The following is a 25,727-nucleotide window of genomic DNA, read 5'->3' as shown; positions in this document are numbered from 1 at the left end:
AATCGGCGCTCATGACGGAAAAGAACCTGGCGTACTGCTGGATCCCGCGCGGCGAGCGGGTGCTGTTCCTCCGCCGCACGGCCGGGGTGTTCCGCGCGGGCGAGTGGGAACTGCCGGGCGGGACGGCCGAGCCGGGCGAGCCGTTCGAGACGACGGCGGTCCGGGAAGCGGTGGAGGAAACCGGTTTGCGGGTTCGCGTCACCGGGGAGCTGGCGCGGGATTCGTGGCCGGACATCGCGGGCCGCGACCTGCGGATCCACGCTTTCGTTTACACGACAGAGGAAACCGGCACCGGCGAGGTCGTGCTCAACCCGGCGGAGCACGACGACTTCGCGTGGCTGACGCCGGCGGAAGCCCGGGAACTGCCGCTACCGGACCACTTCCGGCGACTGCTCGGTCCGTCCTGACCGGGCGGCCAGCACCGCGGCGAGGCCCTCGCGCAGATCCCCGACGAAGTATCCGGGCACTTCCAGCGACGGGAAGTGTCCCCCGGCTTCGGGCGAGCACCACCGGACGATCCGCCGGTACCGCTCCCGCGCCCACGGACGCGGGCACTTCTCGATGTCGCGCGGGTACATGGTGATCGCGGCCGGGACGTCGACCCGGAGTTCGGGGTCGAGCGAGTTGTGGCTTTCGTAGTAGATGCGGGCCGCCGACGCGCCGGTCCGCGTCAGCCAGTACAGGGTGACGTCGTCGAGGATCCGGTCGCGGGAGATCCGCTCGAACGGGCTGTCTTCGGTGTCCGACCACTCGGCGAACTTGTCGAGGATCCAGGCGAGCAGCCCGACCGGTGAGTCGACGAGCGAATAGCCGATGGTCTGCGGCCGCGTCGCCTGCTGCTTCGCGTACGCCGCGCGGTTGTGCCAGAAGTCGCGCGTCTCCTCGGCCCACTTCCGCTCGAGCGCCGTCAGCCCGTCCGCCGGCAGCCCGGGCGGCCCCTCCGCGAACGTCGTGTGGATACCGAGGACGTGCGCCGGGAACCGGCCGGCGAGCACCGTGGTGATGTTGCCGCCCCAGTCGCCGCCGTGCGCGAGGAACTCGCGGTAGCCGAGCCGGCCCATCAGCTCCACCCACGCGGCCGCGATCTTCTCGGTTCCCCACCCGGTCGTGGCCGGTTTGTCGCTGTAACCGAAGCCCGGCAGCGAGGGCGCCACGACGTGGAACGCCGGCGCGGCCGCGTCTTCCGGGTCGGCCAGCTCGGCCACGACGTCGACGAACTCGGCGACGCTGCCCGGCCAGCCGTGCGTGAGCAGCAGCGGCGTGGCGTCGGTACGCGCGGATCGGCGGTGCAGGAAGTGGATTCCCAGCCCGCCGACGGTCGTGCGGAACTGCCCGATCCGGTCGAGGCGCGCTTCGAACGCCCGCCAGTCGTACCCGGTGCGCCAGTAGTCCACGACCTCGGCGAGATCGGCGAGCGGAACGCCCTGGTCCCACCGGCGCGAGCCGTCGACGGTCTCGGCTTCGGGTAATCGCGCGGCGGCCAGCCGCGCACGCAGTTCGTCGAGGTCGGCGTCGGTCGCGCGGGCTTCGAAGGCGTGGACGTCGCTGGTGGGCATGGGACCTCCTCGGTCGAGAGTGAACCGGCTTAGACGGTTCTAACACGTCGCCACGGCCGCGGGCAACCGGCTAAGCTGGTTCCATGCGTGCTGAGCACCCCGACTTCCGCCTCGGCAGCGTCCTGGCGACCAGCTTCACGGCGACGCTGACCGAGCGTCAGGGCGACGCCGTGGAGCGCATCCCGACCCCGCACCGCCTCGCCGACTGGCTGGCGGTGAGCGGCCTCGCCGTGCCGTCCTGCACCCCGGCCCAGCTCACCCTTGCGCGCGAACTGCGGGAGTCGATCCACGCCACGGCGACCGCGGCGGCCCTCGATGAGCCCCTCCCCGCGGCCGCCGTCGAAGTCCTGAACGCCCGCAGCGCCCAGGGCCGGGCGGCGGCTTTCCTGACGCCCGAAGGAAAGCGGATCTGGCGGCTCGGCCCGGCGACCGGTGTGGAAGACGCCCTCGGCGTGATCGCGGCCGACGCGATCAGCATCGTCGCGGGCGAACGGGACGGAAAGCTGGCCTTGTGCGCGTCGCCGACCTGCCGGGCGGCTTTCTTCGACACCAGCCAGAGCCGCAGCCGCCGGTGGTGCGACATGAACACGTGCGGGAACCGGCAGAAGAAAGCGCGCTTCAACGCCGGCCGCCGCCGGGTCGTGAGTGGGAAACAGGGTTAGAACGCTGTTTCTCACTCACGACCGCGGAGGCGGAGACGAGCGTGGCGGCGGCGAGGCTGCCCCAGAGAGCGGCCGGGCCACGGGCGGCGAGCGCGGTGATGACCGCCGGGGAGACGGCGAGGCCGAAGCCCGTGGAGAGCTGGAAGCGAGCCAGCGCGCGGCCCAGCACTTGAGCCGGAGCGAGGGCGGTGACGAGAGCCGTGGCGCTGCCGGCGTAGACGATCTCGCCGACCGTGCAGACCACCGCTACCGCGGCGACGGCCGGCGCACCCCAGCCGTCGCCCAGTGAGGTGGCCCCGAGGAAACCGAGGTAGGACACGGCCAGCACCACGCCGCCGAACGCCAGCACGGTCCGCCGGGGGAAGCGGGACAACAGGACGGTGACCGGGACCTGCAGGACGACCACCAGCACCGTGTTGGCCACGAAAGTGGCCGCCGACCACACCGGGGACGCGTGCAGCCGGGTCACCAGGACCAGCGGGAGCGCGATTTCGGGGACGTTGAGGCAGAAGACGTAGACCACGTTGGCGGCCAGGAGCGCGCGCATCCGCGGTGCGGGCCCGGCGGCCGGGGTATCGGCCGGCTGCGCGCGGACGTGCACCGACCACGCCAGGATCGCCGCGACGAGGTAGGCGAGCCCGGTGAACGCGGCCGACGCCTGAACGGCGGCGGTACCGCCCGCCAGGCACGCCGTGGCGAGGAGCGCACCGGCACCCAGGCCGGCGTTGCGCAGGGCGCGGGCTCCCGCGAGCGCGGCGTCGCGTTCCCGTCCGTGGGCGACCGTCGCGACGAGCGCCGCGTGGGCGGCCGGCCACGCCTGGTTGCCGAGGCCGAGGAAGAGCGCCGCGGCCGCGAACGGCCAGACGTACCCCGCCGGGGCGGCCACCAGCAGCGCCGCGCCCACCACCCGCACCAGCATCGACGCCGCCACGACCGTGCTGCGCGCGCCCCGGTCCAGCCACCGCCCGACCGCGGGCATGGCCACCAGCGCCACCACGACGCCGGCCGTCATGGCGAGGCCGGTGACCGGTGCGGACAGCCCGAGCACCAGCACCCCGTAGAGCAGCAGGAAGGGCCGCAGCAGGCCGGTGCCGAGCGCGTCCACGGCCAGGGCGACGGCGTAGCGCGGGCCGCCGGAAGCCCGGACGAGGGCGCGCGGGCGGATCTTGGTCGTCATGGCGTCCACCGTGCGGCCGGCCGCCGGTTTCGCCGCGCCGGTTGACGAACACCGTCAACCGACGCGGTCGCCGGGCAGCGGGCCGGCGAGAATGCGGGGATGACGCTGAAGATCGCCCTCAGCGGCCCGCCGGCCGAGCGGCTGCGGTTCGCCGTCTCGCCGCTGGCCGAGCTGACCGCGATGCTGCACGTCCTGGCCGAACCCGCGCACCACCCGCGGCTCGCCGGCTGGGCCGCGGACGTCTGGGCCGGGCTGCGGCCGGAACTGGCCGAGCGGCTCCGGGAGGCGGAGTTCCTCTGGCGTTCGTCGCGGGCGGACTTCCTGGTCCCCGCCCGTCCCCGCCCGGCACTCGCCGAGGAACTGGACGAGGTGGACCGGATCGACGACGAGACCTACGTGACGGCCGCGCTGATCACCACGTGCGGCAACAACCGCGTCCACTTCGGTGCCCCGTCCCCGCTCGCGGACGCGACGGCACGAGAGCGGGCCCTGGACCTCGCCCAAGCCCGCGGCGCCCGCCAGGAAGCCTTCGCGGAACGGCTGCTCGCCGACCCGGCGGCCGTGCGGGCGCGGGTGCGGCACACCCTCGAACAGTGCGCCGAGGCCTTCTTCGACGCCGCGTGGGCCGGCGTCGCCCCGCAGCTCACCGCGGACCTGCGCCGGAAGAACGACCTGCTCCGGCACCAGGGCATCGCGGCGGCCCTCGCGTCGGTCTCCGGCTCGGTCACCCCGTCCCCGGACGGCAGCGGCATCGTCGTGGACAAGCTGCAGGACAACGCGACCACCGCCGCCGGGGTCGTGTTCGTCCCCAGCGTCTTCGGCCACCCCCACCTGGTGGCGATCCACGCGCGCGGGTGGCCGCCGGTGGTGCAGTACCCGGTCGCCGAGCCGGACCCGCCGGAGCCGGTGCCCCTGGAGACGGTGACGCTCCGGCTGGCGGCCCTCGCCCACCCGGTCCGGCTTCGCCTGCTCCGCACGCTGGCCCGCGGGCCGCACACCACGGGAGAGCTGGCCCGCGCCTGGGAGCTTTCGCCGCCGGAGGTTTCCCGCCACCTCGCCGTCCTGCGCCGCGCGGGCCTGCTGACCGGACGACGGGAGGGCCGGTACGTCCGCTACTCGGTCAAGCTGGCCGAACTGCGGACGCTGGGCTCCGACCTGCTGGCGGCCGTCTTGCGGTGAGCGGCCCGTCGAAGCGGGTCAGGTACCGTGGTTCCCGGCCCGGTCAGCGGGCGCCTTCGAGGTCCTCGAGACCGAGCCGCCACCAGTTCTCGCCCGCGATCACGTGCAAGTCCGGTCCCCTGCCGACGACCCGCGTTCCCGCCGGCAGCGGCTTCCCGTCCGGGTCGGCGAGCAGGTGCTCGCCGGTCACCTGGAACCGGTCGTCGGTCAGGACGCCGGTCACGAGCCGGTTGCCGTCGGGCCGGTAACCGCCGTACAGAGCGACGTGGGAGCCGTCCGTCGCGAGCGCCTTCGCACCGTGGACCTCGTTGTGCCGGCCGGTCACCGTGTCCTCGTCGACCCGGACGATCGGGAAATCGCTGTAGTAGCAGGCCCAGACGGTGTCGTCGGTGACGTTGAGGGCGTAGCAGTCGTCGATCGAACTCCCGGCGTTCTGCGAAGAGAACTCCCATTCCCGCGTCAGCGCGGCCGAGAAGCGCACCAGCCCGCTCGCGCCCACCGGCGGCGAGCTTTCCGGTTCACCCCAGCCGAAGTTGCCGAAGACGCCTTCGTCGAAGTAGCCCACCCAGATCTCGCCACGGCTGGTCGTCCGCACGTGCTCGATGCCGTCGCCGAGCGTCCCTTCGAGCAGCGGCGTCCCGGTGGAGTCGTACACGGTCGCGTTGCGTTCGGGCCCCGCCGGGCGCCACCGGCAGCGGGAACCGACGACGAGCACCCGGCCGTCCGGCAGCGGTTGCGCGGTGGGGTACGTGGCCCGGAGCGACGAAATCCGCGCGGCGACCACCATCTCCGGCGAGTACCCGGCCACGCGCGCCGCGACGGGCCGTGACGTCCGGGTGCCGGGGAACGTCGCGGCGCCCGGGCTCTCCGTCCGCGCGATCAACTCCGCCAGGTCCGGCTCCGCCGCCCACAAGGCGACGACCTCGCCCGCCGGGCCGATCGACGCGGAGACCAGTGCGTCCCCGTCCTCCGGCGCCGCGAGCCGGGCGTGACGCCGGGCGCGGATCGTGGACGGCCGGTGCCGGTCGAACCAAGCTTCGAGCACGCACCATTCGACCACGCCGTGACGTCCATCCCGTTGCGCCACGCGGCATTTCGTGGCGTCCCAGGTGGAGCGCACCTTCCCGCCACCCATTGCGCGAACCGGCATTTCGTGGCTCCTCGAGCAGGCCGTTAGCTTCGCCGCCATGGAATGGAGCTTTCGATCAGCCGAAGAACTCATTGCCGCGTTGCGCACCGGTGCCGTGACATCAGGGGAACTGACCGACGAGGCGATCGCCCGGATCGAGCGTGACGACGAGGTGGTCAACGCGATCTGCGTGCCCGACTTCGACCGTGCGCGGGCCGCCGCGCGCCAGGCCGACCAGCCCCGCGCGCGGGGTGAGGACCGGCCGCTGCTCGGCGTTCCGGTGACGGTCAAGGAGTCCTACGACGTCGCCGGGCTGCCGACGACCTGGGGCCTGCCGGCGCACCGCGACCACCGGCCGGCCGCGGACGCGGTGCAGGTGGCGCGGCTCAAGGCCGCGGGCGCGGTGGTGCTCGGCAAGACCAACGTCCCGTTGGGGCTGCAGGACATCCAGAGCTTCAACGACCTCTACGGCACCACCACCAACCCGTGGGACCGCGGCCGCACGGCGGGCGGCTCCTCCGGTGGGTCGGCGGCGGCGCTGGCGTCCGGGTTCGGCGCGCTGTCCCTCGGCTCCGACCTCGCCGGCTCGCTGCGCACCCCCGCGCACTTCTGCGGGGTGTACGCGCACAAGCCGACGCTCGGGCTGGTGGCCAACCGCGGCATGGTCGCGCCGTCCGAGCCGGCCTTGCCGGTCGAGCTCGACCTCGCCGTCGTCGGCCCGATGGCGCGCACCGCCCGCGACCTCACGCTCCTGCTCGACGTCATGGCCGGCCCGGACCCGCTGACGCTCGGTAAGGCGTACGACCTGACGCTGCCGCCCGCCCGCCACGAGCGGCTCGGCGACTTCCGGGTCCTGGTCCTCGACGACCACCCGCTCCTGCCGGTCGGGTCCGCCGTGCGGGCGGCCGTGCACCGCGTGGCCACCGCGCTCGCCGACGGCGGCGCCCGCGTCGAACGGCACAGCCCGCTGCTGCCCGACCTGACCGAAGCCGCGACGCTCTATATGCAGTTGCTGATTTCGGGCGCGATCGCGCGTTTCCCCATCGAGTCGCCGGCACAGCTGAGGGCCCGCGCCACCGGTCTCGACGCCGTCCGGCTGGACGCCATGGAGTTCAGCCACCGCGACTGGCTCGAGGCGAACAACCGCCGCGAGGCCCACCGCCACGGCTGGCGGCAGCTGTTCGCGGAGTTCGACGCGGTCGTCTGCCCGATCACGCCGACACCGGCGTTCCCGCACGACCACCACCCCAACCCGATGGAGCGGCGCATCGCCATCGACGGCGCCGAGCACCCGTACTTCGACCAGCTGGTCTGGGCCGGCCTGGCCACCATGCCCGGCCTGCCCGCCACGGCCGTCCCCGCGGGCCGGTCGCCGGAGGGCCTCCCGGTCGGCGTCCAGCTCATCGGCCCGGCGTTCGAGGACCGCACCCCGCTCCGGCTGGCCGAACTGCTGGAACAGCGCATCGGCGGCTTCCGGCCCCCGGAGCCCGGTCGGCGGTTCAGCGCTGTTTCTTCCCCTGCTCCAGCAACGTGACCAGTTCGGCGATGCGAGCCGCGCGGACCTCGGGGCGGCGGGTCGTCGCGTCGATCCAGCGCAGGTAACCCTTGCGGTAGAACGTCGCGAGCGAGTCGAAGAACGCCTTGGCCGCCGGGCTCGCCGCCAGCGCCGCCACGATGTCGTCGGCCAGGTCCTGGCGCTGCGGGCCCTCCGGCGCCAGTTCCGCGTCGACCCGGTCGCCCGCCCCGAGGCCGTTGTCCCGCCGCCACGCCTCGCCCAGTCCCAGGCCGAGGTCGGTGCCGAAGCGGCCGAGCGGGCCGCGGACCTTGCGCCCGCCGACGGTGCCGGTGACGTGGTGGGTGTCCTTGCGGGTCCACACCTCGTCCGGGTCGAACGGCACCGGCAGGTACACCCGGCCCCGGGGGCCGGTCGTGATCGTCCCGGTGAAGCGCTGCCGCCGCATGCCCCGATGCTAGCCGCGCGTGATGAGTTCTCGGGCCTCTCCCCGTCTCACCTTTCGACCGGACACCACGAGCGGAAGGATGACCGAGATGAGCGCACCGGAGGACCTGGCCCAGGTCGACGAGCCGGCCTTCACCGGGCTGGCGGAGCGGCACCGGCGGGAGCTGCACGTGCACTGCTACCGGATGCTCGGGTCCTTCGAGGACGCCGAGGACACCGTGCAGGAGACGTTCCTGCGCGCCTGGCGGCGGCGGGAGACCTTCGAAGGGCGGTCGACGTTCCGGGCCTGGCTCTACCGGATCGCCACCAACGCCTGCCTGGACCTGCTGGCCAAGTGCCGCCCGGAGCCCGCGACCGGCGGCGAGGTGCGGTGGCTGCAGCCCTACCCCGACCGGCTGCTCGACGAGCTGCCCGCGGGCCGCGCGGACGAACCCGAGGCCGTCGCCGTCGCGCGGGAGACGATCGAGCTGGCCTACCTGGTCGCCGTCCAGCACCTCGCGCCGCGGCCGCGGGCCGTGCTGATCCTGCGTGACGTGCTCGGCTGGCCCGCGAAGGACGTCGGGGAGCTGCTCGGGGACTCCGTCAACTCCGTGAACAGCGCACTGCAGCGGGCCCGCGCCGGCCTGCGGGCGCACCTGCCCGCCGAGCGCCGGGACTGGACGAGCGGCGAGGAGGACGCCGGCACGCGCGAACTGGTCCGGCGCTTCACCGACGCCAGCGTCGCCACGGACATCGACGCGCTCGCCGCCCTGCTGCGCGACGACGTCCGCTGCTCGATGCCGCCCACCCCGGGCCTGCGGATCGGCCGCGCCGCGGTCGTGGACGACTGGCGCGAGGACGGTTTCGAGAGCATGAAGGGCCTGCGCGCGGTCCCCACGCCGGTGAACCGGCAGCCCGCCGTCGCCTTCTACCTTTGGCGGGAGAAAGAGGGCGCGTACCTGCCGCTGACGATCGACGTCCTGCGCGTCGCGGGCGGGGCGATCGCGGAGATCACCACGTTCCACGCCGACCGCTTCCCGCGGCTCGGCCTGCCGGAGCGCCTGCCGGCGGTCACCGAGACGGCACCGACGGGCAGGTGAAGCCGGCGAAGAGGTCGTCAGCCGCCCGGAGCTCGTTTCACCAGGTACCGCACCAGCACGCTCGCCCCGTCCGTCAGCACCGAGGCCAGCTCCAGCCCCGCCGGATCCACCACCCCGCCGACAGCGGCGCGGCTCGACGTCCCCGCCACCAGGAACGGCGCCACCGTCAACCGGAACTCGTCGACCACGCCCGCCTCGATCAGTGAGCCGAACAGCTTCGGCCCGCCCTCGCAGTCGATGCGGCCCAGACCCTCGGCCACCAACGTCGAAACCACGCCCGAGACCCCGTCCACCACGAACACCCGCGCGCCGTTCGACGCCCACGCGGCGCGCAACGAGACCGGGGCCGCCGCGGACGTGAACACCAGCGTCGGGACCGCGGCTTTCGTGATCACCGGGGCGTCCGCCGGCAACGAACGGCCGGAAGTCACCACCGCCACCGGCGCGATCGGGGCCAGCCCGAACCGGCGGCGGCGCTCGGCCGTCCGCTCGTCCGGGCGCATGCCCTCGAACCCCTCCGCCACCGCCGTCCCCGCGCCCACCAGGACGACGTCGGCCAGGTCGTTGCCGAGGCGGTAGACGATCCGGTCCGCGGGCGTCGAGAGCGCCCCCGACACGCCGTCGACCGTGATCGCGCCGTCCGCGCTCGACACGAAGTTCACCGCCACCCAGCGCGGGTCGGCCGGGTAGGCGTACAGCTGCTCGAGGTCCGCGTCGGCGAGGTCGCGCCCGGCCGGCCAGACCTGCCGGATCACTCCCACCGGACCGCCTTCGCCGGCGGGCGGGTGCCCGCGATGCTCGCCGCCATCTCGGCCACGTGCCGCGTCGCGCGCGGGTGCGCCGTGCGGAGGATCGCCGCGCCGGCCGACGCCGCCAGCGCCGCCAGCGCCAGCCCGGCCGGGGTGCCGTCGCCCGCGACTGCGGCCAGCACCGGCACGTCCGACGGCAGCGACGGCGCTTCGCGCACCACTCCCACGTCGAGGACGGCCCCCTCGGCGGGCACCCCGCGCGCGACCGCGTCGGACACCGACGGGCCGGCGTAACCCGCGCCGTACCGGGCCGCGACGTCGACGAGGTCGGCTCGCGCGAGGACCAGGTCGGCGCCCGCCTCACAACAGGCCGCCGCGACCGAAGCGTCCGCGGTGTCGACCGCCAGGACGAGGCCGGGAAAAGTCGCTCGGGCCCACGCGACCAGGGGTTCGACGCCGGTTCCGGCGAAACCCACCAGGTCGGCGCCGTCCGCGACGGCGCTCGTGACCGCTTCCCTCGCCGCGTCGGGCTCCGGGAGCACCTGCACCACGGCCAGCACCAGCGCGTGGTCACTGCTCGACCGGCGGCCCCGGAAAACGAGGTCGGGGGTTCTCATCGCGTGCTCCCTGCTGGACATCCGTGCTTCGCGATCATAAGCGAGCAGGCAGGGCAACACCCTTCGCCGTCAGGTGGCGGGGCACCGTCGCCGGGCCACCCGACTCTCGACGGACTTCCTCAGGAGGCGAGCGCCTCGTTGATCGCCTGCAGTTCCTGCGCCGTGCGGGTGGCGGCGAACTCGATGACGTCGTACCGGGCGAGGCGCTGGACCACGAACGGGTCGCTGGCGAGCACGGCGTCGAGCTTGCCCCGCAGCATCGGGCGGGTCAGTATCACGTGGTCGGCGGCGCCGCTACCTTTTCCGCAAACCAGGAACAGTCCTTTCGTGAATTGTTTGCGCACCCACTCCGAATGGTCCGGGAGCGCGTAGTCGACTTCTGTTTCGGGCGCTGTGTAGGTCAGCAGTGCGATGTACATGATTCGATGGTAGAACTCCGGCGGCCACCGCGCACCCGAAGTTCCGGTCAAGAAAAAGAGAATTCCTTTACCAACACTTTTTCGACATTCTCGCCGGTTGCCGTACGCCCGTTGTCGTACGACGCGGTGTCGCCGCAGAGCCGACGCGGCGGCTTCGCCATCGCGCGACACTTCAGACCATGAACGCACTGACGAGGATCTGGCACGACGGACGGCGGGCCGAACGCGTCGCCTACGCCGTCGGCGCGGCGCTGTTCCTCAGCGGCGCCGGGCACGCGGTCGCACTGCTCGCCACCGGCGGCTCGTGGCTGGGGCCGCTGTCGCTGCGCAAGGCCGTCACGTTCGGCCTGTCCTTCGGGCTGACGCTGGCGTCGGTCGCCTGGGCGACGTCGTTCCTCACCCTCCGCGCCCGGTGGCGCGCCGCGCTGCTCGGCGCCTTCACCGCCGCGAGCGTCGTCGAAGTCGTCCTGGTCAGCATGCAGGCCTGGCGCGGGGTGCCGTCGCACTTCAACTTCGAGACGCCGTTCGACAACGTCGTTTCGATGACGCTCGCCGCGGGCGGCGGCGTGCTCATCGTGGTCGTCATCGGCTTCACGGCCGCCGCGCTGGTCGAGCCGGGGCCGGCCGCGCCCAGCCTGCGCCTGGCCGTCCGCGCCGGCCTCCTCGTGCTGCTCGTCGCGCTGGCCACCGGCGCGGTGATGATCGGCCGCGGCGTCGTGGCGGCCCGCGGCGGCGACCCGCAGCTGGCCTACACGACGGCGGGCGCGCTCAAGCCGGTGCACGCGGTCGCGATGCACGCGATCCTCGTGCTGCCCGGGCTGGCCTGGCTGCTGCGGTTCACCCGCTGGCCCGAGGCGCACCGCCTGCTCGTGGTGAAGGTGGCCGTCGCCGCCGACGCCGTGCTGACCGCCGTCATCGGCGTCGAGTCCTTCACCGGCACGGATCCCTTCGCCGCACCGCTGCCGGTCATGGCCCTTTCCGCGCTGGCCGCCCTCGTGCTGGCCGGCACCGGCGGCTACGCGCTGAGCGGCGGTGAACCGCGTCCCCGATCCGTACGTGTTGGCGATGGGAAGGCAAGGGGCCGGTAAAGCGGCGGACGGAGAACACGCGTGCGGCACGGTACGACCACCAGGGGCCTCTTCCAGCAGGGCCAAGCCCACAGCCCGTCGTTCTTCTCCGTGGCGAGGGCGATGGGGCAGCACGCCGACGACCTCGCGGACTTCTGCATCCCCTGCAACCCCTACTTCCCCACCGACGAGATGTTCGGCGAGCTGGAGCGCAACCTCCGCACGATCCTCAAGTTCTACCCGAGCGATTCCGGCGCGATCACCGCGCAGCTGGCGAGCGTGCTGCGGCTCAACCCGTCGACGATCTCACTCGCCAACGGCTCGACCGAGCTGATCACCTGGATCGACCAGCTGCTGGTCGGGTCCAGCGTCGCGGTGCCGATCCCGACGTTCGGCCGCTGGACCGACCAGCCGCTGGAAACCGGCAAGCGCGTCGACATGTTCGTGCTCAAGGAAGCGAACAACTTCGAGCTGCGCGTGGACGAGTACCTCGACTTCATCAAGCGCCGCGGTTCCCGGGTCGCGGTGCTGTGCAACCCGAACAACCCCGACGGCGGCTACCTGTCCCGCCGCGAAGTCATCCGGTTCATGGACGCCCTCGAAGACCTCGACCTGGTGGTGATCGACGAATCGTTCATCGACTTCGTCGAGGTGGAGATGAACGCGTCGGTGGCCGCGGAAGCCGTCGTCCGGCCGAACGTGATCGTGCTGAAGAGCCTCGGCAAGAACTTCGGGCTGCACGGGATCCGGTTCGGCTACCAGGTGTCGAACCCGGCGTTGACGCGCAAGCTGTCCGGTGCGCTGCCGAAGTGGAACCTGAACTCGCTCGCCGAAACCGTGATCTTCATGCTCGCCGAGCGCCGCGCGGAATACGAGGAAAGCCTCAAGAAGCTCGCGCTCGACCGGTTCATGATGAATTCGCAGCTGAACCAGTTCCAGGAACTGACGGTCTACCCGTCACAGGCGAACTTCCTGCTCGTCAAGCTGCCCGGCTCGGTCGACGGCGCCGAGCTGTGCGAATACCTGCTCGCCGAGCACCACCTCCTGGTGCGCCAGTGCGGCAACAAGATCGGCATGACCAGCCAGTTCATGCGCTTCGGGGTGCGGCCGGACACCGAGGTCGAGCGGCTGGTCGAAGGGCTGCGCGGGGTCGAGCGGCTCGGCGGCGGGCGGCACGCGACGCCGGCGATCGAGCTCGTCTCGCACTCCCGCGAACCGGAACGGTCGATCAGCTGAGCACCTGGGCGATGGCCGACTTCCAGGCGAACACCCGGCCGTTCGCCGAACTCGACCGCGCCGGCCGCACGCGCCGCCTGCGCCGGCTCGCCGAAGCGGCGTTGACCGCCTACGCCGTGCCGGTGGCCCGGCTGACCCCGCTGGCACACGGGCTCAACACGGCGTTCCGCGTCGACGGCGCGGACGGCCACCGGTACGTCCTGCGCGTGCAGCGCCCGGACGGGCCGGGGCCGGCGCGGGTGCGGTCCGAGATGGCGTGGCTCGCCGCGTTGTGCCGCGAAACCGACCTCGTCGTCCCGCGGCCGGTGCCCACGCGCGAGCGGGACCTGATCGCCGTGGTCGCCGACCCGGCGGTGCCGGAACCCCGCACGTGCGTGCTCTGCCACTGGGTCGACGGCCGGTTCGTCGACGAGCGGCTCAGCCCGCCGCAGCTGTACGCGCTCGGCGAGTTCACCGCGCGGCTGCACCTGCACGGCGGGCGGATGAACGGCCTCGACCGCGGCCGCGTCGACGACCTCACCGAGTTCGGCCGCACGCAGGTGGACGGCTTCTCCCCGGCGGTCGTCGACCGGGCGGTCGCGCGGACGGGCGACGAGCGGATCCGCGACGCGGTCGCCCGCGCCCGCGCGGTGCGGGCGGAGCTGGGTTTCGGCGCCGACGCGTTCGGCCTGGTGCACGGCGACCTGCGCCAGGTGAACTACCTGTTCCACCGCGGCCGGGTGCGGGCGATCGACTTCGACGACTGCGGGTTCGGGCACTACGCCTACGACCTGGCGGTGACCCTCGCCGAGCTCCGGCACCTGCCACAGCGAGAAGAACTGCGGGAGGCACTACTGGACGGCTACCGCTCGGTCCGCCCGGCCGCCGCGACGACCGACCCGCTGGTGCTGGCCGCGTTCGCCGGCCTCCGCCGCGTCCAGCTACGCCTCCGCTGACCCCGCCAACGCGCACTTTCACGTGAAAGTGCGCGCCACTTTCATAGGGAAAGCTGCGGCGTTACAGGGCGGCGCTACAATTGCTACATGGCCGGACGATCGAGCAACGCCACCAGTACTCGCGACCGTCTGCTACTGGCCGCGGGTCAGCTGCTGCACGAGGCCGGCGACGGGCCGGTGTCGACGCGGGCGATCTGCGAGCGCGCCGGCGTCCAGGCGCCCACGCTCTACCACCACTTCGGCAGCAAGCAGGGCCTGCTCGACGCGGTCGTGAACTACGGCTTCACGCAGTACGTCCAGGCCCCGGACGGCGGCGGCGACCCGGTGGACCGGATCCGCGCGGGCTGGGACCGGCACGTCGAGTACGGCTTGGCGCACCCCGCGTTCTACGTGCTGCTCTACGGCCAGATCGAGCCGGGCGTGCCGTGCAACCTCACCTCGAGCGCGGAAGCGATGCTGCTGGAGCTGTTCACGCCGCTGGCGCGCGAAGGCCGGTTGCGCGTCAAGGCCGCGGAGGCCGCGCGGCAGTTCGCGGCGGCCAACAGCGGGGTCACCTTGAGCCTGATCGCCCGGCCCGAGGACGACCGCGCCCCGGCGATGTCCGCGCAGGTCAGGGAGTCCGTGCTGGCCGGGCTGCTCGCGGACGAACCGACCGGCGGCTCTTCCGTCGGCGCACTGGCTGTCGCTTTGTCGACCGCGCTCGCGGATGACGTCGAAGCGCTGACGACCACCGAGCGTCAGATGCTGCGGGAGTGGCTGCACCGGATCGCGGGCTGACGCTCGGCGCTACATTCGCTACATTGACTTCTATGACAAGTGTAGTGAAGCAGTTCGGCCTGTTCCTCGCCCCGCACCGCGACGACGCGGCCCGGAAGGAGCAGGCGATCGCGGCGGACGGGCTCGGCTACGGCGCGGTCTGGCTCGGCACCGGCCGGAACTCGGTCGGCGACCTCGCGTTCGTCGAAGACCTGCTCGCGTCGACCGAGCGGATCACCGTGGCGACGGCGATCGTCAACATGTGGGTCGACGAGCCGGAAACCCTGGCGGCGTCGTACCACCGGCTCGCCGGCCGCTACGGAAAGCGCTTGCTGCTGGGCGTCGGCGTCGGCCACCCCGAGTCGGTGACCGAGTACCGCAGCCCCTACGACAAGATCGTCGACTACCTCGACCGGCTCGACGCGGCCGGCGTCCCGACCGGCGCCCGGATCCTCGCCGCGCTCGGCGACCGCGTGCTGAAGCTGGCCGCCGAGCGCACCGCGGGCGCGCACCCGTACCTGGTCCCGGTGGCGCACACGCGGCACGCCCGGTCGATCCTCGGCCCGGGCAAGCTGCTCGCCCCCGAGCAGAAGGTGGTCGTCGACACCGACCCGGTGGCCGCGCGCGCCATCGGCCGCCCGTACGTCCAGAACCCTTACCTGGGCCTGCGGAACTACGTGACCAACCTGCGGCGCCACGGCTACCCGGAGGCGGACGTCGAGGGTGGCGGCAGCGACCGCCTCATCGACGACCTGGTCCGCCACGGCTCACCGGAGACGATCGCGAAGGACCTGCGGTCCCATGTGGACGCCGGCGCGGACCACGTGGCGGTGCAGGTGCTCGGCCCGTCCCCCGACGTCGAACTGGTGCACCAGCGGCAGCTGGCCGAGGTGCTGCTCTGATCAGTCCGGTGCCGGGGCCAGCGCGTTCAGCGCCTTGACGATCGTGCGCTCCTCGTAGGCGAAGTGACCTTCCAATTCGGACGCGAGCCGGTCGAGCTCGGCGCGTAGCCGCGCAGGATCGCTTTCTTCGTCCACGAGCCGCTGGATCTCCTCCTGCAGCAGCGCGACGACGGCGTGCTCCTCGCCGAGCTTCGCCAACGCGGGCGCGAGCGCCGGGAAGCGCGCGGCGAGCATGGGGAAGATCGCCGTGCCTTCCCCGGTGTGGTGGCGGGTGAGCGCGGTGCAGAAGCCGGAACACTTCGTGCTCAAGCGCCGCGATTCCCCGCCCCGCAGGTCCCGCAGCTCGGCGCGGAACCAGTCGTGCACCTCGACGAGCCAATCGCCCAGGCGACGGCCGTCGTCGAGCCGGTGCAGCTCGACCACGGGCAGGATCCGGGTCGTTCGCGCCTGGTAGGCCGCGAACCCCGGTTCCCGCTCGACCACCGCGGCGAACAACGCGTCGCGGTCCGGCGGGAGCGCGGCCATCGCCTCGAACGTCTCCGTGCCGGTTTCCACGGTGGCCAAAGGGTTGTGGCGGATGTTGTGGTACCAGGCGGGGTGCTTCGGCGACCCCATCGCCGAAGCCACGACGACGAGCCGGCCGTCGATCGTCAAGTCCCCCAGGGGAACCCGGTGCGGCCGGCCCGTGCGGGCACCGGTCGTGGTGAGCTGGATCAAGCTGGTCCTTTCCGATGAAGGGAAATCACCGGAGGCCGTGAGCCGACACGGAATTGGGGCGCGCGGAGGGCACACTCCTGCCGGGGAAAGGCAGAACGTGTCGATCTCAAGGGGGCTGAGTAGCCACTACCTCCGTGCGTAGGCCCATCCGGGGCGCATCCGCACAGTAGCACGGGATCAGCGCGCGGCGTCGGCGGCTTTCTGCGCCTCGTTGGCGGCGGCGTCGGCCTGTTCGTAGCTTTCCTTCGCCTGCTCGAACTCGGCCGTCGCGCGCTCGGCGCGTTCCTCGGCTTCGGCAAGCCGCGTGCGCAGGTCCTCGACCCGCGCGGTCGCCTGCTCGGCCGCCCGCTGCGTGCGGACGAGGTCGCGCTCGACGACCGCGCGCTCCTTCGCCAGTTCGGCGACTTCCTTGCGCAGGCGGTCGCGTTCGGCGCGGGCCCGCGCCCGCTCCTCTTCCTCACGGCGGTGATCGCGCTTCGACTTCGCCGGCTCGGCCTGGTCCACCAGCTTCTTCGACCGCTTCCCGGTGGCGGGCGGCACGGTGGCGGCGAGGGTGAACCACTGGTCGGTGTCCTGGTGCGCGACCGACGTCAGGCGCCCGGCGACCGCGAGCGCGGCGGTGTCCGGATCGGCCGCGACGGCTTCGAGCGTCGCCTCGACCTCGCGGGACACGGTGTCGCTCATCGACGGCAGCCCGTGCACGATCCGCCGCACGAGCTCACCGCGGCGCCGGGTCAGCGCGCGCAGGTCGTCGCCGGCGAGCCGGGTGTGCGCGTCCCGCAGCTCCTCGCCCAGCTCGGCGAGCTCCCGCAGCCGGCTGTCGTCTTCCCGCGCCAGCCGGTTGACGATCGCCGCGGCCGTCGTCGGCTTCCGCAGCTCCTTGATCTGCTTCGCGAGCTCGGCGTCCCCCTCGGCCTTGGCGGCCTTCGCGGCGGCGTTGCGCGCGCTGACGAACTCCGCGAGGTCACCCCCGTAGAGCTCGCCGGCCACCGTGTCCAAGTCCATCGTGCTCCAGCGAACCACATCGGACTGGTGCGAGCACCTGCGAAGAGTCATCATCGGGGGCATGTTCTTCGATCTGGGTGTCCGGGACTTCCTCGACCGCGCGGAAACGGTGTACCCGGACCGCGTCGCGGTGGTCGACGAGCCGGACCAGCCGGCGCCGAGCTGGGGTTCGCTCACCTACCGCGAGGTCGCGAAGCGGGCGCGGGCGCAGGCCGCGCACCTGGACGCGCTGGGCGTGCCGCCCGGCGGGCGCGTCGCGATGGTGTCGCACAACGCCGCGCGGCTGCTCGTGTCGTTCTTCGGCGTGTCCGGCTGGGGCCGGATCCTGGTGCCGGTGAACTTCCGGCTGGCACCGGCCGAGGTCAAGTACATCGTGGAGCACTCCGGTGCGGAGGTGCTGATCGTCGACCCGGAGCTGGAACACCTGCTCGACACGGTGACGGCGAAGCACGTGTTCGTCCTCGGCCGCGACGACGACGCCCTCTGGGGCGGCGACGGCGTCCCCCGGCCCTGGGACGGCGACGAGTCCGCCACGGCGACCGTCAACTACACCTCCGGCACGACCGCGCGGCCCAAGGGCGTCCAGCTCACGCACCGCAACATCTGGTTGAACGCGGTGGTGTTCGGCCTGCACACGACGTTGAGCGACAACGACGTCCTGCTCCACACCCTCCCGATGTTCCACTGCAACGGCTGGGGCATGCCGTACGCGGTGACCGGCCTCGGCGGGCGGCACATCGTGCTGCGCAAGGTCGACGGCACCGAGATCCTGCGGCGCATCGAGGAGCACGGCGTGACGATCCTGTGCGCGGCCCCGGCGGTGGTGACGGCGGCCCTGGACGGCGCGGCGACCTGGGAAGGCGAGATCCCGGGCCGCGACCGCGTCCGGATCGTGGTGGCCGGCGCACCCCCGCCGACGCGCACGATCGAGCGGGTCCGCGCCGAGCTGGGCTGGGAGTTCATCCAGATCTACGGCCTGACCGAGACGGCCCCGCTGCTGACGGTCAACCGCATGCGCAGCGAGTGGGCCGACCTCGACCCGCACGAGCAGGCCCGCCTGCTCGGCCGCGCGGGCACGCCGGCCCTGGGCGTCCGCATCGACGTCGACACCGACGGCGAGGTCCTCGCGCGGTCGAACCACAACCTGGACGGCTACTGGGAGAACCCCGAGGAGACGGCCCGCGTCCAGGAAGGAAACTGGTTCCACACGGGCGACGGCGGCACGTTCGAAGAGGGTTACCTGACGATCGCGGACCGCAAGAAGGACGTGATCATCTCGGGCGGCGAGAACGTGTCGTCGATCGAGGTGGAGGACGCCTTGAACTCGCACCCGGCGGTCCGCGAGGCCGCGGTGATCGGCATCCCGGACGAAAAGTGGGGCGAACTGGTGACGGCTTTGGTCGTCACGGACGGCTCGCCGGTGACTTCGGACGACCTGATCAAGCACTGCCGCTCGTACTTGGCCGGGTACAAGTGCCCCAAGCGGGTGGAGTTCCTGGCCGAGCTCCCCCGGACGGCGACGGGGAAGATCCAGAAGTTCAAGCTGCGGGAGCCGTTTTGGCAGGGCCGGTCGCGCCAGGTGAACTGAGGTTCTTCTTCGACAACGGCGTCGTGCTGTGGGCCGAGGTGGGCCCGGCCGACCTCGCCGCGCTGCCCCTCAGCGAGGGGCTGCGCGCGGAGCTGGACAACCTGGCGGAGCTGGGGCCGGGCTGGGTGGTCGAGGACGGGTTCACGGAGCTGCACGAGGACCCGGAGCTGGACCGCTACCTGGCCGACCCGAAGGGCTTCCAGCGCTGACGGACCAGCCGGCGGCGTCCCTTGGCTCCGGCGAAATCACTCGGGAACGTAGGTCAGCTGGACGACGCCGTTGGAGAACGTGGCCGATTTCGCCAGCCGCAACGGAAACGACGGACCTTCGTCGGGGAACAGCCGCCGCCCGCGCCCCACGACGATCGGGTACAGCAGCAGGTTCAGCTCGTCGACCAGGCCTTCGGCCAGCAGCCACCGCACCGCCGTGGTGCTGCCGCTGGTCATGATGTCCCCACCCGCCTCGGCCTTCAGCGCCCGCACCGCCTCGGCCGGGTCGCCGGTCAGCAGAACCGAGTTGTTCCAGGTGACCTCGGGCAACGTCGACGACAGCACGTACTTCCGCACGTTGTTCATGAATTCGGCGCCTTCGTCGTCCTCGACGGTCCGCCCGGGCCACGCCTCGGCGAACCCTTCGTAGGTGACGCGCCCGAGCAACATCGCGTCGGCCGCGGCCATCCCGCCGCCGACCGCCTGTCCGATCTCGTCACTCCAGTACTTCAGCGACCACTTGTCGGGCGCTTCGACGACGCCATCGAGGGAAGTGAACAGGTTCGCGACGATCTTCCGCATGGGCACCCTTCGCCTCGGTTCGCGTTCCGGACACGCTGCACCCGTCGCAGCGGCCATGATCGCGAGGCTACTACGTGGCCCGGTTCGTGCGCAGTCAGCGATAACCGCTTCGTAACGCCACCTGCTTCGCCGTAACAGGCCGCCACGACAGGCGATTCGAGAAACCACCCACTACACCCGGCAGGCCGAGCCATGGCCCACTGCCCGAACTCGACCTGCATGGCGCTGCCCTACATCACCACGAATCCCAACAGCACGAAGAAGGACAATCTCGAAAACCGGCCCGAGGGCTGAGCAACAAACGGCGAACCGCTAAGACCGTCCACTGGCGACGCGCACCCGCGCGCTGTCCGCTTCCGCCCGCGCCCGTTCCTCCGCCGTCACCACCGCCAACCGCGCCGGGACGTCCTTGTGGTGCGGCGTCCCCGCGATCGGGTCCCGGTCCAGCGCATCGGTCAGCAGGTTGATCCGCGGCCCGCTCACCACCCGGCCACCGTCCGCGGCCGGGTGCGCCATGCCATAACCGTGCGGCAGCGCCAGCTGTCCCGGCCGCATCCCCGGATCGGCCTCGGCGCGCACGACCACGCGTCCCGCCGGCGTCACGACCGCCACCCAATCCCCCGGCACCGCACCGATCGACGCCAGTTCCTCCGGACGCGCCCGCAACGCGCCGTCCGGGTCGGTGCGGCGCCAGCGCGGGTCGCGCAGGATCTGGTTCGCGTTGTGCGCCCGGCGCTGCCCGTTGAGCAGCGAAAACGGGAACGCGGGGTCCGCCGCCTCGGCCGCCGGGTCGAGCGCGGTCAGCCAGTCCGGCAACTCCGGCACCGCCAGCCGGACCTTCGGGCGCCGCAGCAGGCTCCACACTTCGTCCTGCTCGTGCGCGGAAAACGGCGTCGGCCCGGCCAAAATGCGGTCGAAGAGCTCCTCGCCGAGATCCGAGCCGGTCGAAGTGCTGCCCAGCGCGCGCTGCACCGGCACGGTCATCGTCTTCGCCGCGCGGTGGCACCCCGCCCACAGCGGCGCGATCGACGCGGCGCCACCGGGCAGCGAAGCCCCCAGCGTCCGGTAGAGCAGCACCGGCAGGATCGCCGCCCGCTCCGGCATCGCCTGGACCAGCGCACCGATCCCCGCCTGCACCTCGGACCGCGGGCCGAGCGCCAGCGAAGCCAGCACGTCCGACGGCGGCAGCACGCCGAGCGCGTCGAACAACCGCGTGTAGATCTCCGCTTCGACGAGCGTGCCCGGCAACGGGTCCAGCAACGGCGGCCGCAGCTGGAAGTAGTTGGTCGGCCATTCGAACGTGAAGAGCGTGAACTCCCACTTTTCGTGCTGCGACGCGGCCGGCAGCACGTATTCCGCCAGCGCGGCCGTTTCGGTGTAGGCGATGTCGACGACCACGGACAGCTCGGCGGCGCGGATGGCGCGTTCGACCTCCCGCGTCCCCGCGAAGGTGTTGGCGGGGTTCGACGACTCCACCCAGAGCGCGCGGACGCGGTTCGGGTGGTCGGCGAGGATCTCCTCGGCCAGCGTGTTCGCCGGCAGCAGCCCGCCGATGTACTCGAACCCGGTGATCTCCGACCGCTTCCCGCTCCCCGAACCCCACAGCGGCAGCAGCCACGAGTGCAGGTTGTTCGTGCCGCGCCGCCCGAAGTTCCCGGTCAGCAGGTACAGCAGCTTTTCGAGGTAGCTGTTGAGCGTCGAGTGCCGCCCCTGCTGGATCCCCAGCTCGACGCGCACGGTCATCGCTTCCGCCGCCAGGATCAGCTCGACCGCGCGCTCGACGTCCACACGGGACACTTCGGCGTGCGCGATCCAGGCGTCCACCGGCACTTTCGCCAGGACGGCGGCGACGTCGTCGAAACCTTCGGTGCGCCGGGCCAGGAATTCCTCGTCCGCGCCACCGCGTTCGAGCAGCAACGCCAGGATCGCGCCCAGCAGGTAGGCGTCGGTGCCCGGCCGCAGCGGCAGGTGCAGGTCGGCCATCTCGGCGGTCTCGGTGCGCTGCGGGTCGATCACGATCATCCGGCGCGCGGGGTCGTTCTTCAACGTGTTGAGCGCGTGCCGCGCGTTGCTGAACCCGTGTGCCTGCCACGGGTTGCAGCCGAGCACCACCAGCAGGTCGCAGTGCTCGACGTCCTCGGCGGTGTGCACGAGCGCCGAGCCGAACAGCTGCCCGTTGACCCAGAAGTCGCCGGTCTTCTCCTGCGAAAGCGCGTTGAAGTGACGCGTCGAGTTCATCCACTTCAGCAGTGAAGCGCCGTATGCACCGCCGGAGTGGTTGCCCTGGCCGCCCCCGCCGACGTAGGCGAACGAGCCGGGCCGCCCGGCCGCGGTGTCGGCGTCCCGGATCGCGCGCAGCTTGGCGGCGATCTCGGAAAGCGCGGTGTCCCAGTCGATCGGCTCGTGCGTGCCGTCCGGACGACGGCGCAGCGGCGTCGTCAAGCGGTCGTCGTGGTCGCCGTACCAGGTCAGGCGCTGCGCTTTCTGGCAGAGGTACCCGGCGGAGCGCGGGTGCGCCTTGTCCCCGCGGACGCGCGTGATCTTCCGCCCCTCGACCTGCACCTCCAGGCCGCAGTTGAGGTAGCAGAGGCTGCACGCGGTGCGCTGCCACTCGCCCATGGCGGTTCCCTTCACAGCAGGTCGAGCGCGCGGCCGAGGGTGCTCAAGCGCGCTTCGAGCGTTTCGCCGGCCGGGTACAGCCGGACGGTGTCGACGCCGGTTTCGCGCCAGACGCGCAGGCGTTCCCGCACCATGTCCTCGGTGCCGATCAGCGTCGTGCCGAGCACCATTTCGTCGGTGACGAGCGCGGCGGCGCCGTCGCGATCCCCGCCCTGCCAGCGTTCCCGGACCTCGGCGGCGACGTCCGCCCAGCCCTGGCGGCTGTAGGCGTTGTTGTAGAAGTTCGTGGTGGCCGAGCCCATCCCGCCGAGGCTGAAGGCGAGTTCCTTCTTGCGGCTGCCGACCAGCGCGCGCAGTTCGGCTTCGTCGTCGGCGAACGCGACTTCGGCGCCTTGGCAGACGTCGATGTCCGCCCGCTTCCGGCCGGCCTTCGCGAGTCCGGCGTCGAGCGGGCCGAAGTACGCCTCGGCACCTTCGGGGACGAAACTGGTGCCGAGCCAGCCGTCCGCGACCTCGCCGGTGAGCTCGAGGAGCTTCGGCGACAGCGTCGCGAGGTAGATCGGGATGTCCGGGTTCGGCGCGGTCGACAGCCGCATCGGCCGCGCCTCCCCGGGCAGCGGGATCTCGAACGCCTTGCCGGAAAAGGAAACCTTCTCGCCGGCGAACACCTGGCGGATGATCTCGACGGTCTCCCGCATGCGCGTCAACGGTTTTGCGAACGGGACGCCGTGCAGGCCTTCGACGACCTGCGGCCCGGACGCGCCGAGCCCGAGCGCGAACCGGCCGCCGGACAGGTCGGCGAGGGTGAGCGCGGCCTGCGCGATCGCGACCGGCGTGCGGGTGCCGAGCTGGATGATGCCCGACCCGAGCCGGATCCGGCCGGTGCGCGCGGCGAGGTAGCCGAGCGCGGACGGCGCGTCGGCACCCCAGGCTTCGGCGACCCAGCAGACGTCGAGGCCGAGCTTTTCCGCCTCCAGCACGAAGTCGACCGTCTCACGGGTGTCCTTCGAGAACTCGACGGTGGTCGCGGTCCTCACCGGTTCTCCACCCGGTCCTTGATCGCGGCGAGGTTGCCGGCCATCGCCGTCTCGAACTCGCGCAGCCGGACGAAGACGATCTTCTGTTCCTTTTCGGGCATCCGGTCGATGGCGAAGGACAGCCCGGACCGGCCGGGCCCCATCCGCACCCACTGGCTCAGCCGGGTGCCGCCGCCGTCGGGTTCGAGGGTGAACTTCCAGACCGCGCTCGGCTCGGCCGGGTCGGCGACGGCCCACGAGAACACGCGCGGGGCCTCGCACTCGACGACGTACGAGGTGGTCTCCCACTCGCCGAAGGCGTCGTGCTTGCTGCGGCCGAGGAACTTGCGCCCGACTTCGCACCACTCGACGGACTGGAGCTCGGCGCTCAGCTCGGGCATCAGCGCGATGTCCGAAACGACCGGCCAGACGTCCTCGGGCACGGCGTCGATCCAGGTCGAGACCTCGGCCGTCGGCAGGTCGGCGTACCTCGCGCCGGTCCACTCCATCGTGGTCGCACCCCTCTCGAAGAGCCGTCTGACCACGATAGTTGCGTAGATAGACCTACGCTGTCAACGTCACTCCTGCCGAGCGAAGCGCGCCTCGACGTCCGGCCGCTGCGCCAGCCGGGGCGGGAACCCGGGCCCGCGGCGCATGCGCGTCTCCTCGGGCGTCATCGGCTCACCGCACTCCGCGCAGACGATTTCGGCGTGCGTGTCGTGCCCGCAGGCGAGGTGGTGGACGGTGATCGGCGGGCCGGCTTCGGTGGCGAGCCACTTGTCGCCCCAGCGGGTCATCGCGAGCAGCACCGGGTAGAAGTCGCGGCCCTTCTCGGTGAGCACGTAGTCGTAGCGCACCGGCTCGGTCTGGTAGGCGACCTTCTCCAGCAAACCCTCCTCGACCAGCCGCTTGAGCCGGTCGGCGAGGGTGTTGCGCGCGATGCCGAGCGCCTGCTGGAACTCGTCGAAGCGGTGCACGCCGTAGAAGGCGTCCCGCAGCACCAGAGGGGTCCACCAGTCCCCCAGCAGATCCATGGTGCGCGCGATCGAACACGGCCACTGCGCGAACGACGTCCGTTTCATGCGGCCGAGGGTACGCCGTTTCGCAGAGAGACTCAGCAGGTCAGCGGCGGTCGCCGTCAGACAAGGTGCCCGGTGGTGACGTCGACGTGGCCGGGCACCTCGTCGTGGTCGTCCCCGACCGAGAGCGTCCCGGCGGGTTCGACCAGCAGAACACTGGCCCCCGCTTTCGACGACGGCTTGTGGTGGACGCCCTTGGGCACGACGAAAGCCTGCGCTTTTCCGAGCGTGACCACTCGTTCGTCAGGGTCGCGAAGCCCGATCTCGATCTCCCCGTCGAGAACGAGGAAGAACTCGTCGGTGTCCCGGTGGACGTGCCAGACGTGCTCACCATCGAAGCGAGCGAGCCGGACGTCGTAGTCGTTGACACGACTGACGATCCGCGGACTCCAGGCGGCGTCGAAGCTCGCGAGGACTTCATTGAGGTCGATCGGGTTCATGCACCCCATCCTCGACCTGGCGTTTCCCGGGCACGAGTGCTAGGAATCGCACATGCCGCAAGAATTCTCGCACCGCGTCGTGGCGATCGTGACGGAGGAGTCGAACCCGTTCGAGATGGGCGTGACCACGGAGCTGTTCGGCCTCCGCCGGCCCGAGCTGAACCGCCCTTGGTACGACTTCACCTTGTGCTCGGCAACGCCCGCCGTGCGGATGAACCTGGGCATGTTCACGCTCACCGACGTCCCCGGCCTGGAGGCGGCCGACACAGCGGACACGCTGATCGTGCCGGCCCGCCCGAACACGCGGGTCCCGACGAACCCTTCGATCATCGCGGCGATCCACCGCGCAGCCGCCAGAGGCGCACGCCTGGTCAGCTTCTGCACGGGCGCCCTGGCGCTCGCGGAGGCCGGCGTCCTGGACGGCCGCCGCGCGACGACCCATTGGCAGTGGGCCCCGGAGTTCGCTGCACGCTTCCCGGCGGTGCGATGGGAGCCGGACGTGCTCTTTGTCGACGAGGGTGATGTTCTTACGGCGGCCGGCAGCGCGGCCTCCCTCGACCTGGGCCTCCACCTGATCCACCGCGACCACGGCGCCGAGGTGGTGAACGCCGTCAGCCGGCGCTTGGTGTTCACGGGCCACCGCGACGGCGGGCAGCAGCAGTTCATCGCCCGCCCGGTGCCGACGGTCCCGGACACTTCATTGGCTCCGGTGCTGGCCTGGGCCCTCGCCCACTTGGACGAGCCCCTCACGGTCGCCGACCTCGCGGCCCACGCTTCAACCAGCCCGGCGACCCTGCACCGGAAGTTCCGGGCCGAGCTGGGGACAACGCCGTTGGCCTGGCTAACGACGGAGCGGGTGACGCTGGCTTGCCGCCTGATCGAGCGAGGCGAGTTGCGCTTGGACCGGGTGGCCTCGGCAAGCGGCTTCGGAACGGCAGCGAACCTGCGGTTGCAGTTGCGCCGGCACACGGGGCTGAGCCCCAGCGCGTACCGCCGCCGCTTCGGCCCGGCGGCTTGAGGTCAGCGCAACCGCTCGAACCGCCCTCAGG

At 71.9% G+C, this 25,727-nt stretch carries 28 protein-coding genes; 13 read left to right on the top strand and 15 right to left on the bottom strand.

The annotated features are described in order from the left end of the window. The first annotated feature begins 11 nt into the window (after positions 1 to 11). Positions 12 to 407 (top strand): NUDIX hydrolase, encoded by a 396-nt coding sequence (locus tag AB0B33_RS02340; protein WP_360765772.1) that lies wholly within the window; start codon positions 12 to 14, stop codon positions 405 to 407. Here AB0B33_RS02340 and AB0B33_RS02335 read toward each other — a convergent pair. Continuing rightward, on the bottom strand, positions 369 to 1,556 hold the full coding sequence (locus AB0B33_RS02335; protein WP_360765771.1) for an epoxide hydrolase: 1,188 nt from the start codon (positions 1,554 to 1,556) through the stop codon (positions 369 to 371). The genes AB0B33_RS02340 and AB0B33_RS02335 overlap by 39 nt on opposite strands. An 83-nt stretch (positions 1,557 to 1,639) precedes the next feature. On the opposite strand from AB0B33_RS02335, the gene AB0B33_RS02330 reads away from it, so the two are divergent. After that, positions 1,640 to 2,218 (top strand): CGNR zinc finger domain-containing protein, encoded by a 579-nt coding sequence (locus AB0B33_RS02330; protein ID WP_360765769.1) that lies wholly within the window; start codon positions 1,640 to 1,642, stop codon positions 2,216 to 2,218. Here AB0B33_RS02330 and AB0B33_RS02325 read toward each other — a convergent pair. Next, entirely contained in the window at positions 2,175 to 3,395 is a 1,221-nt protein-coding gene (locus AB0B33_RS02325; protein WP_360765767.1) for an MFS transporter, read from the bottom strand. The two genes, AB0B33_RS02330 and AB0B33_RS02325, sit on opposite strands and share 44 nt — an antisense overlap. Positions 3,396 to 3,494: 99 nt before the next feature. Between AB0B33_RS02325 and AB0B33_RS02320 the strand changes: the two genes are divergently transcribed. Continuing rightward, positions 3,495 to 4,574 carry a helix-turn-helix domain-containing protein gene (locus AB0B33_RS02320; protein WP_360765764.1) on the top strand — a complete coding sequence of 360 codons (1,080 nt, stop codon included), beginning with the start codon at positions 3,495 to 3,497 and terminating at the stop codon, positions 4,572 to 4,574. Between the two features lie 43 nt (positions 4,575 to 4,617). On the opposite strand, the gene AB0B33_RS02315 is transcribed toward AB0B33_RS02320, so the two are convergent. Next, positions 4,618 to 5,724 (bottom strand): hypothetical protein, encoded by a 1,107-nt coding sequence (locus tag AB0B33_RS02315; protein WP_360765761.1) that lies wholly within the window; start codon positions 5,722 to 5,724, stop codon positions 4,618 to 4,620. 37 nt (positions 5,725 to 5,761) lie between these two features. Between AB0B33_RS02315 and AB0B33_RS02310 the strand changes: the two genes are divergently transcribed. Further along, complete coding sequence (locus tag AB0B33_RS02310) at positions 5,762 to 7,237, top strand: amidase (protein ID WP_360765758.1); 1,476 nt, start codon at positions 5,762 to 5,764, stop codon at positions 7,235 to 7,237. On the opposite strand, the gene AB0B33_RS02305 is transcribed toward AB0B33_RS02310, so the two are convergent. After that, positions 7,203 to 7,664 carry a YdeI/OmpD-associated family protein gene (locus AB0B33_RS02305; protein ID WP_360765755.1) on the bottom strand — a complete coding sequence of 154 codons (462 nt, stop codon included), beginning with the start codon at positions 7,662 to 7,664 and terminating at the stop codon, positions 7,203 to 7,205. The genes AB0B33_RS02310 and AB0B33_RS02305 overlap by 35 nt on opposite strands. Positions 7,665 to 7,752: 88 nt before the next feature. Here AB0B33_RS02305 and AB0B33_RS02300 point away from each other — a divergent pair, with 88 nt between their 5' ends. Further along, positions 7,753 to 8,742 (top strand): RNA polymerase subunit sigma-70, encoded by a 990-nt coding sequence (locus AB0B33_RS02300; protein WP_360765753.1) that lies wholly within the window; start codon positions 7,753 to 7,755, stop codon positions 8,740 to 8,742. Between the two features lie 17 nt (positions 8,743 to 8,759). Here AB0B33_RS02300 and AB0B33_RS02295 read toward each other — a convergent pair whose 3' ends face one another. The 3 genes from AB0B33_RS02295 to AB0B33_RS02285 form a co-directional block, all read right to left on the bottom strand. Next, entirely contained in the window at positions 8,760 to 9,497 is a 738-nt protein-coding gene (locus tag AB0B33_RS02295) for a dihydrofolate reductase family protein (RefSeq protein ID WP_360766214.1), read from the bottom strand. Continuing rightward, a complete protein-coding gene (locus AB0B33_RS02290) occupies positions 9,494 to 10,108 on the bottom strand; it encodes a dihydropteroate synthase (RefSeq protein ID WP_360765751.1) in 615 nt (204 codons plus the stop codon). The genes AB0B33_RS02295 and AB0B33_RS02290 overlap by 4 nt, the downstream gene beginning before the upstream one ends. Positions 10,109 to 10,227: 119 nt before the next feature. Beyond that, complete coding sequence (locus AB0B33_RS02285; protein WP_247019370.1) at positions 10,228 to 10,527, bottom strand: hypothetical protein; 300 nt, start codon at positions 10,525 to 10,527, stop codon at positions 10,228 to 10,230. A gap of 179 nt (positions 10,528 to 10,706) precedes the next feature. On the opposite strand from AB0B33_RS02285, the gene AB0B33_RS02280 reads away from it, so the two are divergent. The 5 genes from AB0B33_RS02280 (at position 10,707) to AB0B33_RS02260 (ending at position 15,423) form a co-directional block, all read left to right on the top strand. Continuing rightward, complete coding sequence (locus AB0B33_RS02280; protein ID WP_360765748.1) at positions 10,707 to 11,615, top strand: hypothetical protein; 909 nt, start codon at positions 10,707 to 10,709, stop codon at positions 11,613 to 11,615. A gap of 21 nt (positions 11,616 to 11,636) precedes the next feature. Further along, positions 11,637 to 12,830, top strand: a complete 1,194-nt coding sequence (locus tag AB0B33_RS02275; RefSeq protein ID WP_247019366.1) for a histidinol-phosphate transaminase — start codon at positions 11,637 to 11,639, stop codon at positions 12,828 to 12,830. 11 nt (positions 12,831 to 12,841) lie between these two features. Next, positions 12,842 to 13,765, top strand: a complete 924-nt coding sequence (locus tag AB0B33_RS02270; protein ID WP_360765745.1) for a phosphotransferase — start codon at positions 12,842 to 12,844, stop codon at positions 13,763 to 13,765. A gap of 87 nt (positions 13,766 to 13,852) precedes the next feature. After that, the gene (locus AB0B33_RS02265) at positions 13,853 to 14,542 is read left to right on the top strand and encodes a TetR/AcrR family transcriptional regulator (protein WP_360765742.1); all 690 of its coding nucleotides are present in this window, start codon (positions 13,853 to 13,855) and stop codon (positions 14,540 to 14,542) included. A 32-nt stretch (positions 14,543 to 14,574) separates the two neighbouring features. After that, on the top strand, positions 14,575 to 15,423 hold the full coding sequence (locus tag AB0B33_RS02260) for an LLM class F420-dependent oxidoreductase (RefSeq protein ID WP_360765739.1): 849 nt from the start codon (positions 14,575 to 14,577) through the stop codon (positions 15,421 to 15,423). On the opposite strand, the gene AB0B33_RS02255 is transcribed toward AB0B33_RS02260, so the two are convergent. Together AB0B33_RS02255 and AB0B33_RS02250 are read right to left on the bottom strand one after the other, a co-directional pair. Beyond that, positions 15,424 to 16,140, bottom strand: a complete 717-nt coding sequence (locus AB0B33_RS02255; RefSeq protein WP_360765736.1) for a nitroreductase/quinone reductase family protein — start codon at positions 16,138 to 16,140, stop codon at positions 15,424 to 15,426. A 177-nt stretch (positions 16,141 to 16,317) separates the two neighbouring features. Continuing rightward, positions 16,318 to 17,145, bottom strand: coding sequence for a hypothetical protein (locus AB0B33_RS02250; protein ID WP_360765733.1), 828 nt, complete (start codon positions 17,143 to 17,145; stop codon positions 16,318 to 16,320). Positions 17,146 to 17,206: 61 nt separating this feature from the next. On the opposite strand from AB0B33_RS02250, the gene AB0B33_RS02245 reads away from it, so the two are divergent. Both AB0B33_RS02245 and AB0B33_RS02240 read left to right on the top strand, forming a co-directional pair. Then, complete coding sequence (locus tag AB0B33_RS02245) at positions 17,207 to 18,733, top strand: AMP-binding protein (protein ID WP_360765731.1); 1,527 nt, start codon at positions 17,207 to 17,209, stop codon at positions 18,731 to 18,733. Beyond that, on the top strand, positions 18,703 to 18,942 hold the full coding sequence (locus AB0B33_RS02240) for a hypothetical protein (protein WP_360765729.1): 240 nt from the start codon (positions 18,703 to 18,705) through the stop codon (positions 18,940 to 18,942). Before AB0B33_RS02245 ends, AB0B33_RS02240 begins: the two co-directional genes overlap by 31 nt. A 36-nt stretch (positions 18,943 to 18,978) precedes the next feature. Here AB0B33_RS02240 and AB0B33_RS02235 read toward each other — a convergent pair whose 3' ends face one another. From AB0B33_RS02235 to AB0B33_RS02210, 6 genes are all read right to left on the bottom strand, one after another. After that, a complete protein-coding gene (locus AB0B33_RS02235) occupies positions 18,979 to 19,524 on the bottom strand; it encodes a dihydrofolate reductase family protein (RefSeq protein WP_360765726.1) in 546 nt (181 codons plus the stop codon). Between the two features lie 312 nt (positions 19,525 to 19,836). Then, positions 19,837 to 22,143 carry a molybdopterin-dependent oxidoreductase gene (locus AB0B33_RS02230; protein WP_360765724.1) on the bottom strand — a complete coding sequence of 769 codons (2,307 nt, stop codon included), beginning with the start codon at positions 22,141 to 22,143 and terminating at the stop codon, positions 19,837 to 19,839. An 11-nt stretch (positions 22,144 to 22,154) separates the two neighbouring features. Then, a complete protein-coding gene (locus AB0B33_RS02225; RefSeq protein WP_360765721.1) occupies positions 22,155 to 23,180 on the bottom strand; it encodes an LLM class F420-dependent oxidoreductase in 1,026 nt (341 codons plus the stop codon). After that, entirely contained in the window at positions 23,177 to 23,668 is a 492-nt protein-coding gene (locus AB0B33_RS02220; RefSeq protein ID WP_360766212.1) for an SRPBCC family protein, read from the bottom strand. The genes AB0B33_RS02225 and AB0B33_RS02220 overlap by 4 nt, the downstream gene beginning before the upstream one ends. A gap of 69 nt (positions 23,669 to 23,737) precedes the next feature. Further along, positions 23,738 to 24,241 (bottom strand): helix-turn-helix domain-containing protein, encoded by a 504-nt coding sequence (locus AB0B33_RS02215; RefSeq protein ID WP_360765719.1) that lies wholly within the window; start codon positions 24,239 to 24,241, stop codon positions 23,738 to 23,740. Positions 24,242 to 24,297: 56 nt separating this feature from the next. Next, positions 24,298 to 24,687, bottom strand: coding sequence for a cupin domain-containing protein (locus AB0B33_RS02210; RefSeq protein WP_360765716.1), 390 nt, complete (start codon positions 24,685 to 24,687; stop codon positions 24,298 to 24,300). Between the two features lie 43 nt (positions 24,688 to 24,730). Here AB0B33_RS02210 and AB0B33_RS02205 point away from each other — a divergent pair, with 43 nt between their 5' ends. Next, a complete protein-coding gene (locus AB0B33_RS02205) occupies positions 24,731 to 25,696 on the top strand; it encodes a helix-turn-helix domain-containing protein (RefSeq protein ID WP_360765713.1) in 966 nt (321 codons plus the stop codon). Positions 25,697 to 25,727 lie beyond the last annotated feature (31 nt).

The sequence above is a fragment of the Amycolatopsis sp. NPDC049159 genome, from assembly GCF_040648295.1.
Classification (GTDB): domain Bacteria; phylum Actinomycetota; class Actinomycetes; order Mycobacteriales; family Pseudonocardiaceae; genus Amycolatopsis; species Amycolatopsis pretoriensis_A.
Note: the sequence above shows the minus strand (reverse complement) of the source record. Positions and strands in the feature narration are given on the sequence as shown.

Bases quoted from the DNA above. Each gene is read 5' to 3' on its own strand.
- AB0B33_RS02210 (WP_360765716.1), bottom strand. From the start codon at position 24,687: ATGGGGTGCATGAACCCGATCGACCTCAATGAAGTCCTCGCGAGCTTC.
- AB0B33_RS02245 (WP_360765731.1), top strand. From the start codon at position 17,207: ATGTTCTTCGATCTGGGTGTCCGGGACTTCCTCGACCGCGCGGAAACG.
- AB0B33_RS02300 (WP_360765753.1), top strand. From the start codon at position 7,753: ATGAGCGCACCGGAGGACCTGGCCCAGGTCGACGAGCCGGCCTTCACC.
- AB0B33_RS02230 (WP_360765724.1), bottom strand. From the start codon at position 22,143: ATGGGCGAGTGGCAGCGCACCGCGTGCAGCCTCTGCTACCTCAACTGC.
- AB0B33_RS02320 (WP_360765764.1), top strand. From the start codon at position 3,495: ATGACGCTGAAGATCGCCCTCAGCGGCCCGCCGGCCGAGCGGCTGCGG.
- AB0B33_RS02340 (WP_360765772.1), top strand. From the start codon at position 12: ATGACGGAAAAGAACCTGGCGTACTGCTGGATCCCGCGCGGCGAGCGG.
- AB0B33_RS02285 (WP_247019370.1), bottom strand. From the start codon at position 10,527: ATGTACATCGCACTGCTGACCTACACAGCGCCCGAAACAGAAGTCGAC.
- AB0B33_RS02290 (WP_360765751.1), bottom strand. From the start codon at position 10,108: ATGAGAACCCCCGACCTCGTTTTCCGGGGCCGCCGGTCGAGCAGTGAC.
- AB0B33_RS02330 (WP_360765769.1), top strand. From the start codon at position 1,640: ATGCGTGCTGAGCACCCCGACTTCCGCCTCGGCAGCGTCCTGGCGACC.
- AB0B33_RS02235 (WP_360765726.1), bottom strand. From the start codon at position 19,524: ATGCGGAAGATCGTCGCGAACCTGTTCACTTCCCTCGATGGCGTCGTC.
- AB0B33_RS02265 (WP_360765742.1), top strand. From the start codon at position 13,853: ATGGCCGGACGATCGAGCAACGCCACCAGTACTCGCGACCGTCTGCTA.
- AB0B33_RS02215 (WP_360765719.1), bottom strand. From the start codon at position 24,241: ATGAAACGGACGTCGTTCGCGCAGTGGCCGTGTTCGATCGCGCGCACC.
- AB0B33_RS02280 (WP_360765748.1), top strand. From the start codon at position 10,707: ATGAACGCACTGACGAGGATCTGGCACGACGGACGGCGGGCCGAACGC.
- AB0B33_RS02250 (WP_360765733.1), bottom strand. From the start codon at position 17,145: ATGGACTTGGACACGGTGGCCGGCGAGCTCTACGGGGGTGACCTCGCG.
- AB0B33_RS02325 (WP_360765767.1), bottom strand. From the start codon at position 3,395: ATGACGACCAAGATCCGCCCGCGCGCCCTCGTCCGGGCTTCCGGCGGC.
- AB0B33_RS02260 (WP_360765739.1), top strand. From the start codon at position 14,575: ATGACAAGTGTAGTGAAGCAGTTCGGCCTGTTCCTCGCCCCGCACCGC.
- AB0B33_RS02270 (WP_360765745.1), top strand. From the start codon at position 12,842: ATGGCCGACTTCCAGGCGAACACCCGGCCGTTCGCCGAACTCGACCGC.
- AB0B33_RS02335 (WP_360765771.1), bottom strand. From the start codon at position 1,556: ATGCCCACCAGCGACGTCCACGCCTTCGAAGCCCGCGCGACCGACGCC.
- AB0B33_RS02205 (WP_360765713.1), top strand. From the start codon at position 24,731: ATGCCGCAAGAATTCTCGCACCGCGTCGTGGCGATCGTGACGGAGGAG.
- AB0B33_RS02310 (WP_360765758.1), top strand. From the start codon at position 5,762: ATGGAATGGAGCTTTCGATCAGCCGAAGAACTCATTGCCGCGTTGCGC.
- AB0B33_RS02220 (WP_360766212.1), bottom strand. From the start codon at position 23,668: ATGGAGTGGACCGGCGCGAGGTACGCCGACCTGCCGACGGCCGAGGTC.
- AB0B33_RS02315 (WP_360765761.1), bottom strand. From the start codon at position 5,724: ATGCCGGTTCGCGCAATGGGTGGCGGGAAGGTGCGCTCCACCTGGGAC.
- AB0B33_RS02305 (WP_360765755.1), bottom strand. From the start codon at position 7,664: ATGCGGCGGCAGCGCTTCACCGGGACGATCACGACCGGCCCCCGGGGC.